Origin of the sequence: Lutibacter sp. TH_r2 (genome assembly GCF_033101135.1) — a bacterium.
Lineage (GTDB): Bacteria > Bacteroidota > Bacteroidia > Flavobacteriales > Flavobacteriaceae > Lutibacter.
Genome location: NZ_JAWMPV010000001.1, coordinates 245,129 through 259,994, shown reverse-complemented (window position 1 = coordinate 259,994; position 14,866 = coordinate 245,129). Strand labels below are relative to the sequence as shown.

The 14,866-nt window shown below is 30.4% G+C and carries 8 protein-coding genes; 6 read left to right on the top strand and 2 right to left on the bottom strand.

Translation table 11 applies throughout. The annotated features are described in order from the left end of the window. Positions 1–11: 11 nt before the first annotated feature. Positions 12–1,850 carry a sulfatase gene (locus R3X25_RS01180; RefSeq protein WP_317671028.1) on the top strand — a complete coding sequence of 613 codons (1,839 nt, stop codon included), beginning with the start codon at positions 12–14 and terminating at the stop codon, positions 1,848–1,850. Between the two features lie 77 nt (positions 1,851–1,927). On the opposite strand, the gene R3X25_RS01175 is transcribed toward R3X25_RS01180, so the two are convergent. Together R3X25_RS01175 and R3X25_RS01170 are read right to left on the bottom strand one after the other, a co-directional pair. Beyond that, complete coding sequence (locus tag R3X25_RS01175) at positions 1,928–3,115, bottom strand: T9SS type A sorting domain-containing protein (protein WP_317671026.1); 1,188 nt, start codon at positions 3,113–3,115, stop codon at positions 1,928–1,930. Positions 3,116–3,193: 78 nt separating this feature from the next. Continuing rightward, complete coding sequence (locus R3X25_RS01170; protein ID WP_317671024.1) at positions 3,194–3,562, bottom strand: hypothetical protein; 369 nt, start codon at positions 3,560–3,562, stop codon at positions 3,194–3,196. A gap of 269 nt (positions 3,563–3,831) precedes the next feature. Here R3X25_RS01170 and R3X25_RS01165 point away from each other — a divergent pair, with 269 nt between their 5' ends. The 5 genes from R3X25_RS01165 (at position 3,832) to R3X25_RS01145 (ending at position 14,861) form a co-directional block, all read left to right on the top strand. Further along, positions 3,832–7,017 (top strand): TonB-dependent receptor, encoded by a 3,186-nt coding sequence (locus tag R3X25_RS01165; protein WP_317671022.1) that lies wholly within the window; start codon positions 3,832–3,834, stop codon positions 7,015–7,017. Between the two features lie 16 nt (positions 7,018–7,033). Next, positions 7,034–9,031: a RagB/SusD family nutrient uptake outer membrane protein gene (locus tag R3X25_RS01160; protein ID WP_317671020.1), complete on the top strand. Its 1,998-nt coding sequence runs from the start codon at positions 7,034–7,036 to the stop codon at positions 9,029–9,031. 52 nt (positions 9,032–9,083) lie between these two features. Continuing rightward, on the top strand, positions 9,084–11,102 hold the full coding sequence (locus R3X25_RS01155) for a hypothetical protein (RefSeq protein ID WP_317671018.1): 2,019 nt from the start codon (positions 9,084–9,086) through the stop codon (positions 11,100–11,102). A 196-nt stretch (positions 11,103–11,298) separates the two neighbouring features. Beyond that, positions 11,299–13,152, top strand: a complete 1,854-nt coding sequence (locus tag R3X25_RS01150) for a sulfatase-like hydrolase/transferase (protein ID WP_317671016.1) — start codon at positions 11,299–11,301, stop codon at positions 13,150–13,152. A gap of 98 nt (positions 13,153–13,250) precedes the next feature. Further along, positions 13,251–14,861: an alpha-L-fucosidase gene (locus tag R3X25_RS01145; protein WP_317671014.1), complete on the top strand. Its 1,611-nt coding sequence runs from the start codon at positions 13,251–13,253 to the stop codon at positions 14,859–14,861. The last annotated feature ends 5 nt before the right edge of the window (positions 14,862–14,866 follow it).

The following is a 14,866-nucleotide window of genomic DNA, read 5'->3' as shown; positions in this document are numbered from 1 at the left end:
TATATTAATTTATGAAATATACTAGAATATTTTTACTAGGAGCACTTATTACTTTAAGTGCCTGTAAAAGTCAAGTTGTAGAACAACCAAATATTATTTGGATAGTTTCGGAAGATAATTCCAAGCACTATTTAAAAATGTTTGATGAACATGGTATTGAAACACCAAATATTGAAAGTTTAGCAGAAAATGGAGTTGTTTTTGATAGGGCATTTTCAAACGCTGCTGTATGTAGTGCGGCACGGTCAACTTTAATTTCAAGTTCGTATGGACCAAGAGCAGCATCTCACTACCATAGAAGAATCCAAGAAGTTCCTTTACCAAACGATGTTGCTATGTTTCCTGCGTATTTAAAACAAGCTGGTTATTATACAGCGAATAATGCAAAAGAAGATTATAATTTTGTAAAAGGAGATACTGTTTGGGATATGTCTTCGAAAAAGGCAACTTGGAGAGGTAGAAAAGAAAATCAACCTTTTTTCTATGTGTATAATATTGGAACAACGCACGAAGGTAGACTTCATTTTGATGAAGAAGTTTTAAACAAAGGAATCGAGGAAAATAAGAATACAGAAGTTTTTATTCAGCCAAATCACCCACAAACTGAAACATTTAAATATACCAACATCCATTACAGAAAAAAAATAGTAGAAATGGATACTGAAGTTGGAGATATTTTAGAAAAATTAAAAGAAGATGGATTGTATAAAGATGCTTTCATATTTTATTACGGAGATCATGGTGGAGTTTTACCAGATAGTAAAGGATATTTAACTGAAACAGGTTTACATGTGCCACTTGTAGTACATGTACCTGAAAAATACAAACATTTAGTAAATCAAAAAATAGGTTCTAGAACCAATCAATTTGTAAGTTTTGTAGATTTTGGAGCAACTGTATTAAATTTAGCTGGAATTGAAATCCCAAAAGCAATGGATGGAAAACCATTTTTAGGGAAAAACGCAGTGACAGATAATGATATAACCTACAGTTATGCAGATAGATTTGATGAAAAATATGATATGGTGAGAGCTGTTAGAAAAGGAAAGTATAAATATGTACGTAATTATATGCCTTTTAATTTTGATGGTTTAATGAATGAGTATCGTTACAAACAATTAGCATATAAAGAATGGGCTCAATTATATAAGGATAATAAGTTGAATAAAATTCAATCTCAATTTTTTGAATCAAAACAACCAGAAGCATTGTATAATGTTGAAGAAGATCCATTTGAAACAAATAATTTAGCAGGAAATAAAGAGTATATAGAAACTTTAAATAATATGAGAAATAAAATGACTACTTGGGTTAAAAGTATGCCAGATCTTTCATTTTATCCAGAGTATTATCTAATTAATAACGCATTTGAAAACCCAGTTGAATTTGGACAAACTAACAAAGCTAATATTGAAAAGTATATAGATATATCTAATTTAGTTTATAAAGATTTTAACGATGTTAAAAATGAATTAGAACAACATTTGAAATCATCTGACACTTGGGAACGTTATTGGGGAATTATTATTTCTGGTAGTTATAAGAATTCTGATAAAAACTTGAATGCTATTATAGCTGATATTGCAAATAACGATGACGAATTAATTAACAGAGTTAGAGCAGCTGAATATTTAGGTTTAAAAGGAATTAAAAATCCTGCTGAAGTTATACAAGAAGCAGTCTATAAATCAAATGATGGAGCAGAAGCATTGTTAATTTTTAATACTATAGTTTTATTGCAAGATGGATATAATTATAAAATAGATATAGATTTTGATAAGTTATCTGAAGTTGTTAAAAACGACAAACAAGTACAAAGAAGATTGGAATACTTAAAAATAGGGAAATAAATAGTAAATATTTCTATACTAATTAAAAAAGGCTTGCAATTATGCAAGCCTTTTTTAGTTGTGAAATAGAAGAGTACTTATTCTTTTATAAATTTAGATAATTTACCAGTATCTGTTTTAATTAAATAGATACCTTTTGATAAGTTTGAAACATCCATATTGGTTGGGTTGTTAAACTTTTTTACTTGTTTACCCATAACATCATAAATGTATACAGATTTAATATTATTATTAGCTGTAGAAATTGAAATAAAATCAGCAGTTGGGTTTGGGTAAACACCTATTTTTTTTGCTTCATAATTATTAACACCTAAAGTCCCATCGTTATCAAATACTATTTTATCTAAAGTAAAGTTTCCTGCTGCAGTAGTACCGTTGTTAATTCTAGGGCGTAAAATAATAGTTGAAATATTTCCTGTCCAAGTATTTGTTCCTCCTTGAGACAAATCTTTACTAGAAGATTGCTCAAAAGGATCTGTACTTGCCATTTCAGTAGTTATCCCTGTCATTTTATCATAAAGACCGTTATTAGCTGTGTGAAATGCAAATTGTGTGTTTGTAGATTCATTTCTATAATAAATGATAGCAAAAGGATTAGCTGATGCATCTATGTAATTTACACCTAAATCTATTTTTACACCTGAACTCATTTCAGCTGTGGTTGTAATAGTAAGTTCTCCATTTGAAACTGAATGTGTAGCGTTAGTTTCATCAGTAATTGTGTATCCTTCATCAAAATTAATTTCAGTTATTTCGATGGGGATAATTTCAATGGCTTCCATTGTAGTAGGGTTACTGTTTGTGTCAACCGTACCACTTGCAGTGTTTAGTAGCCTAACTAAAATGTCATATTCATTTCCTACAACATATGAACCTCCAGTACCACCACCAGCTGTGTTCTCTACCAATTCTGTAAAAGTAAAAGTTCGTTTTATAGTATTAGCATCTGTACCAGCAGCTTCTACAAAAGTATAAAAATTACCTGAGGTAGAATCTGTTGCATCTACGTTGATGTTAGTTTGCAATAATTTATCAGCATTAGCTAAAGACCCTGTGTTGTAAACTCTAATATTGGCTAAAATAGTTGTATTGTCATCAGGTATATTGTCAATAGTTATAATAAGTTGACTTCCTGGTGCAATTTTTCCTGTTGCTGCTACAATTTCATCTGGAAATGTATCAAAAGTAACTGTTTGTGCGTAAATAACTGTTGTTAAGCTTGTAAAAATCAAGGTAAACAAAGTTTTTTGTAGTAGTTTTTTCATCATAGTAAAAATTTTATATTGGTATATAGTATTTGTTAAAAATAACTAGGTTTATAAATTATAAACCTAGTTAAAGTCTTATTTCTTATTTTTTTTCCAAGTAGATTTTTTATATTCTTTGAAAAGAGTATTTGCTTGTTTAATTTCTTCTTTAGAAAATTTTGGAGCAAGTTTATTTTTAAATTCTTTTAACATAGTAGCCCAAATTTCCGTTTTTTCTTCTTTAGATAATTTTTTAATTTTTCCTCCAGCAAGTTTTTCTCTGTCTGCAGTTAACCTTTCAGCCACAGCTTCAACAAACAATTTTGATTGCTCTGGAGTTAAATCCATTTTTTTAGAAGCATATTCTAAACAAGCAGTTGCTTTTTTAGTAGCATCAAATTTCTTTTGTGCATTTACAGTAAAAAGCATTCCACAAAAAATAAATAATAGTATGTGTTTTTTCATAAGTAATAGGTTTTTAAATTATTAAGTTCAAAAATAAGGGTTTGTATTTGGTGTGTTTAGTTGGAATGTCTAATAAAATAGAACATATGTCTACCAAATTCAAAGGCAGTTAAATACTACGCTTCTTAATTTTAAATAACTTCTGAAAACGTTTTAAATAGGCGAAATTTGATTTGGACTATAGTGTAATTTAATTAAACATATGTTATATGTTAATCATATGTTAAATAGGATATTTGTTACAACCAAATTTAAAATAAACATAAAGTATGGAATTCAAATTAAATGTTAACTGGAAACTGAAAGCATCGATAATGACTTTACTATTAGTCATTAGCTTTAGTTTTACTCAAGCTCAAAAAGCTACGGTTAAGGGAACAGTAACTGGTGATGGTATGCCTTTGCCAGGTGTAAGTATTCTTGTTAAAGGAACTGCCAATGGAGTTACAACAGATTTTGATGGTAATTATGAAATTAAAGTAAAAAAAGGAAAAACTTTAGTTTTTAGTTATTTAGGTTTTCAAACAAGACAAATTGTAGTTGGCTCAAAAACAACAATTAATGTGGTGTTAAAATCAGATGTTTCAACACTAGAAGAGGTTGTTGTTATTGGTTATGGTACTCAAAGAAAGAAAGAAGTTACCGGTGCGGTTGTTAAGGTAAAATCTGAAGATTTAGAAAAAACAACAACATCAGATATTGGTACTGCCTTACAAGGTCAAATAGCAGGTGTTAATGTTGCTTCTAGTTCAGGTGCTCCTGGTGAAGAAGCAAATATTTTAATTCGTGGGTTTAGTTCTCTTATGGATGGACAAAGCGGCCCATTGTATGTTGTTGATGGTATTCCTTTTGATTCAGATCCGCAATTAAGTATTAGTGAAATTGAATCTATAGATGTATTAAAAGATGCAGCTTCCGCTTCAATATATGGTACACGTGGTGCTGGTGGTGTAATATTAATTACAACTAAACAAGGTAAGGTTGGTCAAATGAGAATCTCTATTGAATCTGAATATGGTATCCAAAGAATTACGTCGGATTTTGATCAAATGACTAAAGAAGAATATACATACCTTCACTTATTAAGATCAGCTATAAACACAGATAAGCCACAAGGTGGAGTAGACGGTGATATTCATAGAAATACTAGTTACTTTACAAACGATACTGATATTGGTGATGTATTATTAAATGATAATGCACCAATTCAAAATCATCGTATTAATATTACTGGAGGTAAAGAAGGGTTAACATATAATTTTAACGCCAATTATTTCCAACAAGAAGGATCTTTTTATAATTCAGACTATAAAAGATTTAATGTACGTGCAAATACTATGTTTGTAAAAGGTAAATGGAAAATTAAAACTTCATTAACTTTTAAAAGAGATGATCAATTAAAGCCTTGGTCTGGAATGATGAACAAAATTTATGAATATCAAGCTTTTAAACCAGCAGTTGATTTAGATGGTAGTGTGCTTGAAGATATTTCTGAAATAAGTACCGATGATCCAACTAATGATTGGAAATTAAATGAGGCTAGAGCTTTAGCAAATACTTTAAGAACCATTAAAACAGAAGACAAAAGAGAAGGAAACAGCCATGCGGGAAATGTGCAGTTTGATTTTGATGCTTCTGATAATTTAAGACTTACTGGAAGATTTGGTGTTCAATATGAAGATAAAAAATGGGTTGAAAAAGTTCCTAGATACGATATTTACAATACAGAAGGAGATTTAATTTCTAATCCAAATAATATTACATCTCAAACTATTACTGATATAACTTCTCAAAAATATACAGCTGAAGTATTTGCAAATTATAACAAAACTTTTGGATTGCACACTATTAATCTGTTAGCAATGACTTCTTTTGAGAAATCAGAATTAGAACGTTATAGTTTAGAAGTAAGAAATAACTTAAATTCAGAAATTACAGTTTTAGATAATTATGAATTGATTTATAATATTGAATCTGGAGGATATGATTATACTAAAACCTTAATAGGTAACTTGGCAAGAATTCAATATAACTACGATGGAAAATATTTATTTAGTGCTAGTGCACGTTATGATGGTTCTTCTCAATTTTCAGAAGACAATAGATGGGGATTATTTCCTTCAGTTTCTGTAGGTTGGAATGTGTCAGACGAAAACTTTTGGGAACCTTTAAAACATGTTGTTAATTCATTTAAAGTAAGAGCAAGTTACGGTACAACTGGTAACGATAGGTTTACAGCTTATAGTAACCAAGCTGTTGTTGAGCCAGGTGCAGATTATGTGTATGGTAGTAATAGCGCATCTGACGATCTTACTAGTGCCGGTACAGAATCAAGTGCTTTAGGTACTACTCAATTAGAATATGCAAACGCAAATTTAAAATGGGAAACAAATATTGAACAAAACATTGGTTTTGACTTTGGTTTCTTCAAAAATAAATTAACTTTCTCTGCCGATTTTTATAAAAATGAAAAAGAAGATTTATTATATCAAATTGTAAATCCACCTTCAACAGGAGTTTCAGGGTCTTATAGAAGTACTGTATTTAATGTTGGAAACATGGAAAATAAAGGTATTGAGTTAGGCTTTAATTACAAACATAGAGCAAGTAAAGATTTTAATTGGAGTGTTTCTGGTACGTTTACTAAAAACGAAAACATGGTAACAAAAACAAGTGAAAACAATCCAATTATATATTTAGATAATGGATATATTTCAACAAAAGGTTCTAAAGAAATTGTAACAGTTATTACTGAAGGTTATGAAGCTGCAGCTTTCTTTTTACGCGAAACAGCAGGTGTTATAAAAACCGAAGAGCAATTGGCTCAATACCAATTAATAAACCCTAGTGCAAAAATGGGAGAATTAATGTATGTAGATCAGTTAACTGAAGATACTGATGGTGACGGTGTTGCAGATGCTGGAAACGGTGCAATTGATGATGGAGATAGAATTTATCAAGGTAGTGGATCTCCAGATTTTGAAACAGGATTAAATATTTCTGCTAATTACAAAAACTTCGATTTTTCAATGCAATGGTATGCATCATTTGGAGCTGAAATTATGAATGGTAGTAAAGCATATGCGTACCAAGCAGGTGTACATAAAGATTTATTTTATTCATGGACAGAGAACAATCAATCATCTGATGTGCCTTGGTACGATGGAAATAATACTACATCTTATAGAGGAGCTTCAGATTATTTTTTAGAAGATGGTGATTTTGTTAGATTAAGAAACATTTCAGTAGGATATACTTTACCTAAAAAATCAAGTGCAAAATTAGGACTTAGTAAATTTAGAATATACGTGCAAGCGCAAAATTTACTTACTATTACAGATTACACAGGGTTTGATCCTGAAGTAGGTGGTAACGGATTAAGTACTCGTGGTATTGACCAAGGAAGATATCCTATATCTTCTCAAGTTAAGGCAGGTTTACAACTTCAATTTTAATTTAAAGTAGATGAAGATGAAAAATATACACAGAAAATTAGAAAATTATAAACTAATGATAAATAAGACATTTTTGAAAGGAATAATTCCTTTATTTATACTTGCCTTTTCGTTTCAGGCATGTGTAGATGAATTAGACCAAGTAAATCCAAATGCATTAACACTTGATACATTTTGGCAAACTACGGCAGATTTAAGTAGTGGATTAAACACGGTTTATGCCTCATTAAGAGATGAAGATATTTTAGGGATAAAATGGGAGTATAATAGAACAGATATTACAGTTCCTGCGGTTTTTAGAAGTAAAAGTACTGGGAATTCAATGTATGATCAATCGTTTGATTTAACAACAAATGAAGTGCAAAATAAATGGGATGCTTGCTTTAAGGGAATTTTTAGAGCTAACCAAGTTATAGATGCTTACTATAGGTTAGAGCCGACATTTAATGGAGAAGATGCAGTACAAACAGGCGTATACATACTTGCTCAAGCAAGAGCTTTAAGAGGGTATTTTTACTATGTTTTATACAATTCATACAATAAAGGTTCTTTACCGTTGTTTGAAACAGTTCCTGTAGATATTGATGATTTTCAAAGACCTTTTTCTTCTGCCGAAGATATTCAAGCTTTTTACAGAGCCGATTTAGAATATGGAATAGAAAATTTACCAGGCACATATAATGCTTGGCAATCTGAAGTAGGAAGCGGTAATTTAGGACGCATAACTGGCGGTTTTTGTGAAGCATTATTAGCAAAAAGTTATATAAATGAAAATGACTTTGTAAATGCTGAAATTTATCTGAAAAATGTAATGGATAATTATGGATATACGCTTGTTGATGATTTAGCAAAATGCTTTACAGGTATTGCAGAATTTAATAATGAGTCTATTTTTGAAATTAATTATTCCTACGATGCTAATCCGTTAGGTTTAGATGAACAAAACCTTTCACAAAGTATTTCACATCAATTGAATGATGGAAATCAGGTTCAATTTAGTTCTTGGTTAACATTAAAATACAGAAATGAAAAACCAGACCCATTAGATCCAGCAAATTTAGTAGATAGAAATGTTTACGATAGTTCTGGAGACCCAGAAAAAGATATGTTTGGGAATGATAGCATTCAAGTAGATGTTTTAAGAATGTATAGCTTACGTATGAACAACTCTATATCATCTGTAGATGATAGAGATGGTAGAATGTATGGTGTAGAGAATGCTATTTATGGAACAGAAAAAACAGCTAATACTCATGCTAGGCAATATCCAAATTTTATTAAAAAATTCACAGGTTGGAATACAGAAAATGGCGGAATGGGTGAAGATGAAGATGCTGATAAAGATAATAGATCAGATATCAATATACCAATAATGCGTTTGGGAGAAGTTTATTTAATGTATGCTGAATGTATGATTGAAAAAGGCGATTTAAGTGAAGCTTTAAGATACATTAATAGAATTAGAAAACGTTCTCATCTTATTTTGTTGGGGAAATCTACCGATCCAAGTGCAGAGTTTGCAGGTTCTGATACTACGTATATGGATGATATTGATTTAGATTCATCAAATGGAGAACAAATTGTAACATTAGAAAATTTAGAAAATCATTTAAGGTTTACAGAAAAACCATTAGAATTATCTTTAGAAGGCGATAGAGTTTTTGATTTAAGACGTTGGGGAGTTTGGAAAGAGCAATTAGAGCTTTTAGCATCATTCCATTATGATAGCTGGAACTTTAAAAATAATGTAATGGGTAAAAACCCTATTAGATGGAGAAGTTTTATTATGCCAACGGGAGAAGTTCCAACATATGACGATCCTAATTTACCAGCTTATGCTTTTAGATTTCCAAAAGATGATCCAGCGGATCTTTTTATTAGTGGAAATATGAGAGTTGATGAACCACATTTAAGAGATGCTCTATTAGGTTCTCAAAATTTTATTGAAGAATTACATGGGTATTTACCAGTTCCACAAGATGAAATAAACTCTAATTTAAACTGGGATCAGTAAATTGGGAGAGTTAAGTAATGTTACCTTAACTTTTAAACTAAAATATTAAATTATGAAAAAAATAAAATATATAATCAAAACAATATTTACATTGTCGGTACTAGCACTAATGTTAATTAGTTGTGACGATGATGATTATGAAGCGCCAGGATCTTTTTCAGATTTGTCAATTACTTGGTCACAAACTGCATCAACTAAAGAGTCTGAAGTAAATAGATTTTTCTCATTTATGGATTTATCTGCAGGTGTTGAAGAAAGCTTTTGGAAAATTCCAGATAACGCATTCTTTTTAGAAGGTCCAATTCCTAATAATTTAGACAATCACGATGCCTATATTATAAATCCAGGAACTACAATTTCAACAGATAAAACTGTTCATGTTTTATGGAAAAAAGGAGACTCACTAACTGAAGTTTCTTATCATGGTGTATTTGAAGATTCTACCTCTTTTGTATTTAATAAGTACTATGATATTGAACTTAAAACAGATGTTACTGATACTATTCGAACTATAAATGTGGATGGTAAATGGGTTGTAGATTATACCTTTATAATAGATGTTTATGATACCGTAGTTGCAGTACCAGAAGTTAGATATATGGACGAAACAGTTTTAGATCATAAAACAGTAGAAAGTGTAACTTTAACGTATGGAGATCAATTAATTTTTGAAGATTTAAGCGGATTACAACCGGATAATATTGGGCGTCCAGAAACTACTAAATGGCGTGTACATACTTTAGAAACAGATTCAACACAACAAACTAGTATTTATAGTAAAACTTTTACTAGAGTTGAGTTGAAAGATAGAGTGATAGATACTATTACTTTTAATAAATTAGGTGATTATAGAGTGGAATTAAAAGCTTCACGTGCAAGAACCGAAAAATTAAAATTAAGTGATGATATTTATGACATTCCTACTATATTTACTGTATTGCCTTTAGATGTTCCTTTAACATATACAGGAGATGTTGTAGAATCCAATGCTGATGAAATTATAGTGTCAATAAGTCATAAACTGCAAACATTTACTGAAAATGTTTCAAGTAATTTTATTGTAGAAGTTGATGGTGTAGAAAAAACTATTGAATCTGTGGTAAGAAATTCTAATGGAACAAAATTAATTATAACTTTAGAAAATCCTTTAGTACCAGCAGATGCTTCTAAAGCTGTAACTATTTCATATGATGGTGAAAATGCAGCTCTTTTATCTTTTGATGAACGTTTATTAGAAGCTTTTGATAATCTACCAATCGAAGTATATGTTCCAACTCCTGTTGAGCAGCAAGGTGATGTAGTTGAACTAGAAGACCAAACAATTCAAATTGGTTTTGATACTGAAATGGATCCAAATTCATTTACAGATCCAACTTCTGGTTTTGAAGTATTGGTAAACAATGTAGTTTTTCCAATAGCAACAGTTAGTGCAGACTCTGCAGACTCAAGCATATTAAATATAGTTTTAACGGATCAAATTTATAGAACAGATGTAATTACAATTTCATATGATGGAACAGGGTCTATTTATGGATTGGGTGATGGAGCTGTAACACCTTTTTCTAATTTAACAGTAACAATGTACGAAGGAAATATGATTTTAGATAGTTCTTTTGAAGGTACACTTGGAGACAATTGGAAAGAGGGAGCAAGTGGTTCTGGCGCAGTAGTTGAGTTTAGTACAGAACAAGCTTTTGATGGTTTGCAAAGTGCTAAATTAGAAGATTCTAAACCACGTTTAGAAACCGTAGGCGGAGTTTTAAATTATGAAGCAGGTGTAACGTATTTAATTACCTATAGAAGATATATAGCTTCAGGTTCTGATATACAAGAAAATGTTTCTGGAGATAAAATTTGGTACGATTTAAGTACTGCAGTAACTCCTAGATGGCAAGCCCTTGGAGATCCAGTTCCGGCAACAGATACTTGGGAATATGTGGAAGTAGAAATTACTCCAGGTTCAGATTCTATGGGTAAAAACTTAAGGCTTCAACCTGTTCCAACTTCAGGTGTAGACTTTGTAGTATATTACGATGATTTTAGAATATTTAAAAAAGATGCTAGACCTTAATTATCATAAAGTTTAAGTTTAGAAAAACCTGCAATATTTATTGCAGGTTTTTTTTTTATGATTAATTCTAACATGATTTTTGCATTAATCTACAATAACACTATACAACAAACATTTGTGCTATTTTATTAGACATCTGTAAATCAATTGCATTATTAGAATAGCCATTTTTGTAGCAATTAAAAAATCGTAATTCATGAAACATATTAAAAAAACATTTCTAATTACATTAATTTTTGTTGTAAAAATTTCAGTAACAAGTTTTGCTCAAAATGTAGTGAAACCAAATATTCTGTATATAATTACTGATGATCAACGTAAAGATTCTAATGGGTATTATAATGAGATTGTAACAGGTAAAAAGGAAAGCCCACTTGGATATGTGGAATCACCAAATTTAGATGCTTTAGCAAAAGAAGGAACAGTATTTACAAAAATGTATTGTAATTCTCCTGCGTGTCAACCTTCAAGAACTAGTATTATTACTGGTAAATATCCTTTTAGAAATGGTGTTTATGGATTTGAATACCATCATAATCAACCAGATTTTTTTAATAAAATTATGCCAGAAGTTATGAGAGATAATGGCTATGAAACGGCTTTGTTTGGTAAAAACGGTGTGTATTTAAGAAAATTCAAACAAAAAACACCATTAAATTTTCATTATGAAAAAACGGTAGAAGCAACAAAAAGTTTACGTGATTTTGGTGTAACAGATTGGACAAATAAAGCCATTTGGGGAAAAGTAAATGGAAAATCTAAAAAATTAGATACTAGAGTAAATTTTTATTACCCAAACGGAGTAAATAAATCGTTTAGTAGATCTAAAAATCTATCTGCTGAAGACAAAAAAACAAAAGCTGAAGTTGAGAAAGAACTAGATATACTTTATGCGTACACAAGAACTAATCCAGATTTAATTATTGGTGGAGTAAACTCAATGCCGGCTGGTAAAACTTTAGATGGAAATATTTATAAAGAGTATTCAAAATATCTTCAGAATAAAGATAGTAATTATAAGTTGGAGAATGGAGAAGATTTTGAAGGAGCAACTTCTAGCAAACCAATATTTGTAAACTTAAGTTTTCACTTACCACACACACCGGTAATGCCGCCAAAAGAATTTAGAGATAGGTTTAAAAATAAAACATATAACATTCCTGAATTTGATAAAAAAGAAGTGGAAAAACTTCCAAAACAAATGCAAGATTTATATAATAAATTAAAAATTGATGGATTGTCTTATAAAGATATGCAGCAAGCAATTAGAGATTATTATGCTTTTTGTGCATATGGAGATTATTTAATTGGTAAAGCAGTAAAAGAGTTTAAAACATATTCCAAAGTAAATAATAGACCGTATGTAATTTTATATGTTTGTGGAGATCATGGTTGGCATTTAGGCGAAAATGGAATTGAAGCAAAATTTACACCTTGGGAAATGTCTACACACACATCAGCTATTGCAGTTTCATCAGACAAAAAGCTATTTCCAGCTGGAAAAATATATCAAGATTTTACCGAATATGTAGATATTATGCCTACAATATTATCAGCCGGAGGTGTTAATATTTCTTCAAATGAATATAATTATCTAGATGGATATAATTTAGCAGAAGTTCATAATAATAAAAAATTAAAAAGAGAATATATACTTGGAGATTTTAATCATGTTGCTGGTCCTAGAGCATACATTAGAACTGAAGATTTTGCCTTTTCAATGCAAACTAGAGAATCTAGAAAAAAACCTGGAGGAAAATTAAAACCAAACGTAGCTATTAAATGGGGATTAGAAGCACCAAGAGAAGATGTTTGTTTAGCATTGTACGATTTGCGTGTTGACCCTTTAGAAAGAAATAATGTGGCAAATAATAAAAGTTACATAAAGTTAGCGGATTGGTTTAGAAATAAATTAGGAAATATTGTATTGGGAGATGGTAGAGTTGAATGCGATTGGAGTCAAAAAAACGTTTTTGATGTTTCAAATTTTGCTAAAGGAGCGGATAATAAAAAAATTGAAATTCCTAAAAAGATAATTCCAAAAGTTTAACTAAAAATAATCATATGTACTAGAAAAATGGTTTTTTCTAGCATTAAAATAAGTATTACAGCATTAATTTAGCACCATTACTAAATTACTTTAAAGTAATGGAGTATAGAATTTGTAATGAAACTAGTAATAAAAAGAAAAAAGATACTAAAATGAAATACAACAAATTAAATTTTGTTTTAACAGGGATTATGGCTTTAGGGTTATGTACCTTATTAACTGCACAAACTAAAAAATACGAAAAAAATTGGGAATCTTTAAAAAAAGTTAATGCAACTCCAGATTGGTTTTTAGATGCTAAATTTGGAATATATGCACATTGGGGACCAGTTTCTGAAGCATTTGAAGGAACAGATCCAGAAAAAAATTATAGAGGTTGGCATGGAATGATTATGTATAGTGATGGAAAAATTGTACCAACACATAATGGCAAACCAAGTAACAACTATGTTCACCATAAAAAGAAATATGGTAATCCTAAAAAATACGGTTATAAACACATAATTGAACAATTTGATCCTTCAGGATTTGATGCTGAAAAATGGGCTGAATTGTTTGCTAAATCAGGAGCTAAATTTGCGGGTCCTGTTGCTATGCATCACGATAATTTTGCAATGTGGGATAGTAAAGCAACACGTTGGAACTCTATGAATTATGGAGGAATTGATCCTTCAGCTGGTTTAAAAAAAGAGATAGAAGCTAGAGGTATGAAATTTATGGCTTCGTTTCATCATGCATTTACATGGAAATATTTTGCACCTGCGCATGCACACGGAAATATAGATGTAAAAGATTACGATTTATATACAAGTCCTCACTCTTTAGAATCTAATACGCCAGATGAAAGATTTTATACTGAATGGTGGGCAAAACTTAAAGAATATATTGATGTTTATCAACCAGATTTAATTTGGTTTGATTGGTGGTTAGAAAATATGACAGAAGAATGTAGACAAGAGTTTTTGGCTTACTACTATAATAAAGGTTTAGAATGGGGTAAAGAAGTTGGAGTTGCTTATAAAGAAAGTACTTTTCCAATAGAAACAGCAATAAAAGATTATGAACGAGGAAGACCAAACCAACCAAAAAATCCGGCTTGGCTTACAGATACTTCTCCTGGAGCTTGGTTTTATAGACCAGGTGCGAAATTTAAAACTCCAGATCAGTTAATAGATATATTAGCAGATATTGTTGCTAAAAATGGTTTAATGTTATTAAATGTACCACCAAATCCAGATGGAACAATACCACCTGTTATGGTTAATTTATTAGAAGAAATGGGAGCTTGGTTAAAAGTGAACGGAGATGCTATTTATGGTACTAGACCTTGGACAGTTTTTGGTGAAGGTCCAACACGTTTGCCTGAAGGTGGACACAAAGTTGAAAAAATTAAAATTGCATATAAAAATACTGATATTAGATATACAAAAAAGTCTGATAAAGAGTTTTATGCAATTGTTTTAGATACTCCACAAGATGAAATAGTAATGAAGACTTTAAGCACAGAAATAGGCGTTCTAAATTCTAAAATAGTGAACATTGAATTATTAGGAAGTAAAGAGAAATTATCTTGGGAAAGAAATGAAAGAGGTTTGGTAATTAAAACTCCAAAAGTATTGCCAACTAATTATGCACATGCTTTTAAAATTGTTTTAGAAGGTTATGTTGAAAATAATATTGGTGGAGCGGTTGATGCTCATAAAGATTAAAGTAA

What these genes read in the sequence shown, in the direction of transcription:
- R3X25_RS01180 (WP_317671028.1), top strand. Translation starts at nt 12, where the DNA reads ATGAAATATACTAGAATATTTTTACTAGGAGCACTTATTACTTTAAGT.
- R3X25_RS01175 (WP_317671026.1), bottom strand. Translation starts at nt 3,115, where the DNA reads ATGAAAAAACTACTACAAAAAACTTTGTTTACCTTGATTTTTACAAGC.
- R3X25_RS01170 (WP_317671024.1), bottom strand. Translation starts at nt 3,562, where the DNA reads ATGAAAAAACACATACTATTATTTATTTTTTGTGGAATGCTTTTTACT.
- R3X25_RS01165 (WP_317671022.1), top strand. Translation starts at nt 3,832, where the DNA reads ATGGAATTCAAATTAAATGTTAACTGGAAACTGAAAGCATCGATAATG.
- R3X25_RS01160 (WP_317671020.1), top strand. Translation starts at nt 7,034, where the DNA reads ATGAAAAATATACACAGAAAATTAGAAAATTATAAACTAATGATAAAT.
- R3X25_RS01155 (WP_317671018.1), top strand. Translation starts at nt 9,084, where the DNA reads ATGAAAAAAATAAAATATATAATCAAAACAATATTTACATTGTCGGTA.
- R3X25_RS01150 (WP_317671016.1), top strand. Translation starts at nt 11,299, where the DNA reads ATGAAACATATTAAAAAAACATTTCTAATTACATTAATTTTTGTTGTA.
- R3X25_RS01145 (WP_317671014.1), top strand. Translation starts at nt 13,251, where the DNA reads ATGGAGTATAGAATTTGTAATGAAACTAGTAATAAAAAGAAAAAAGAT.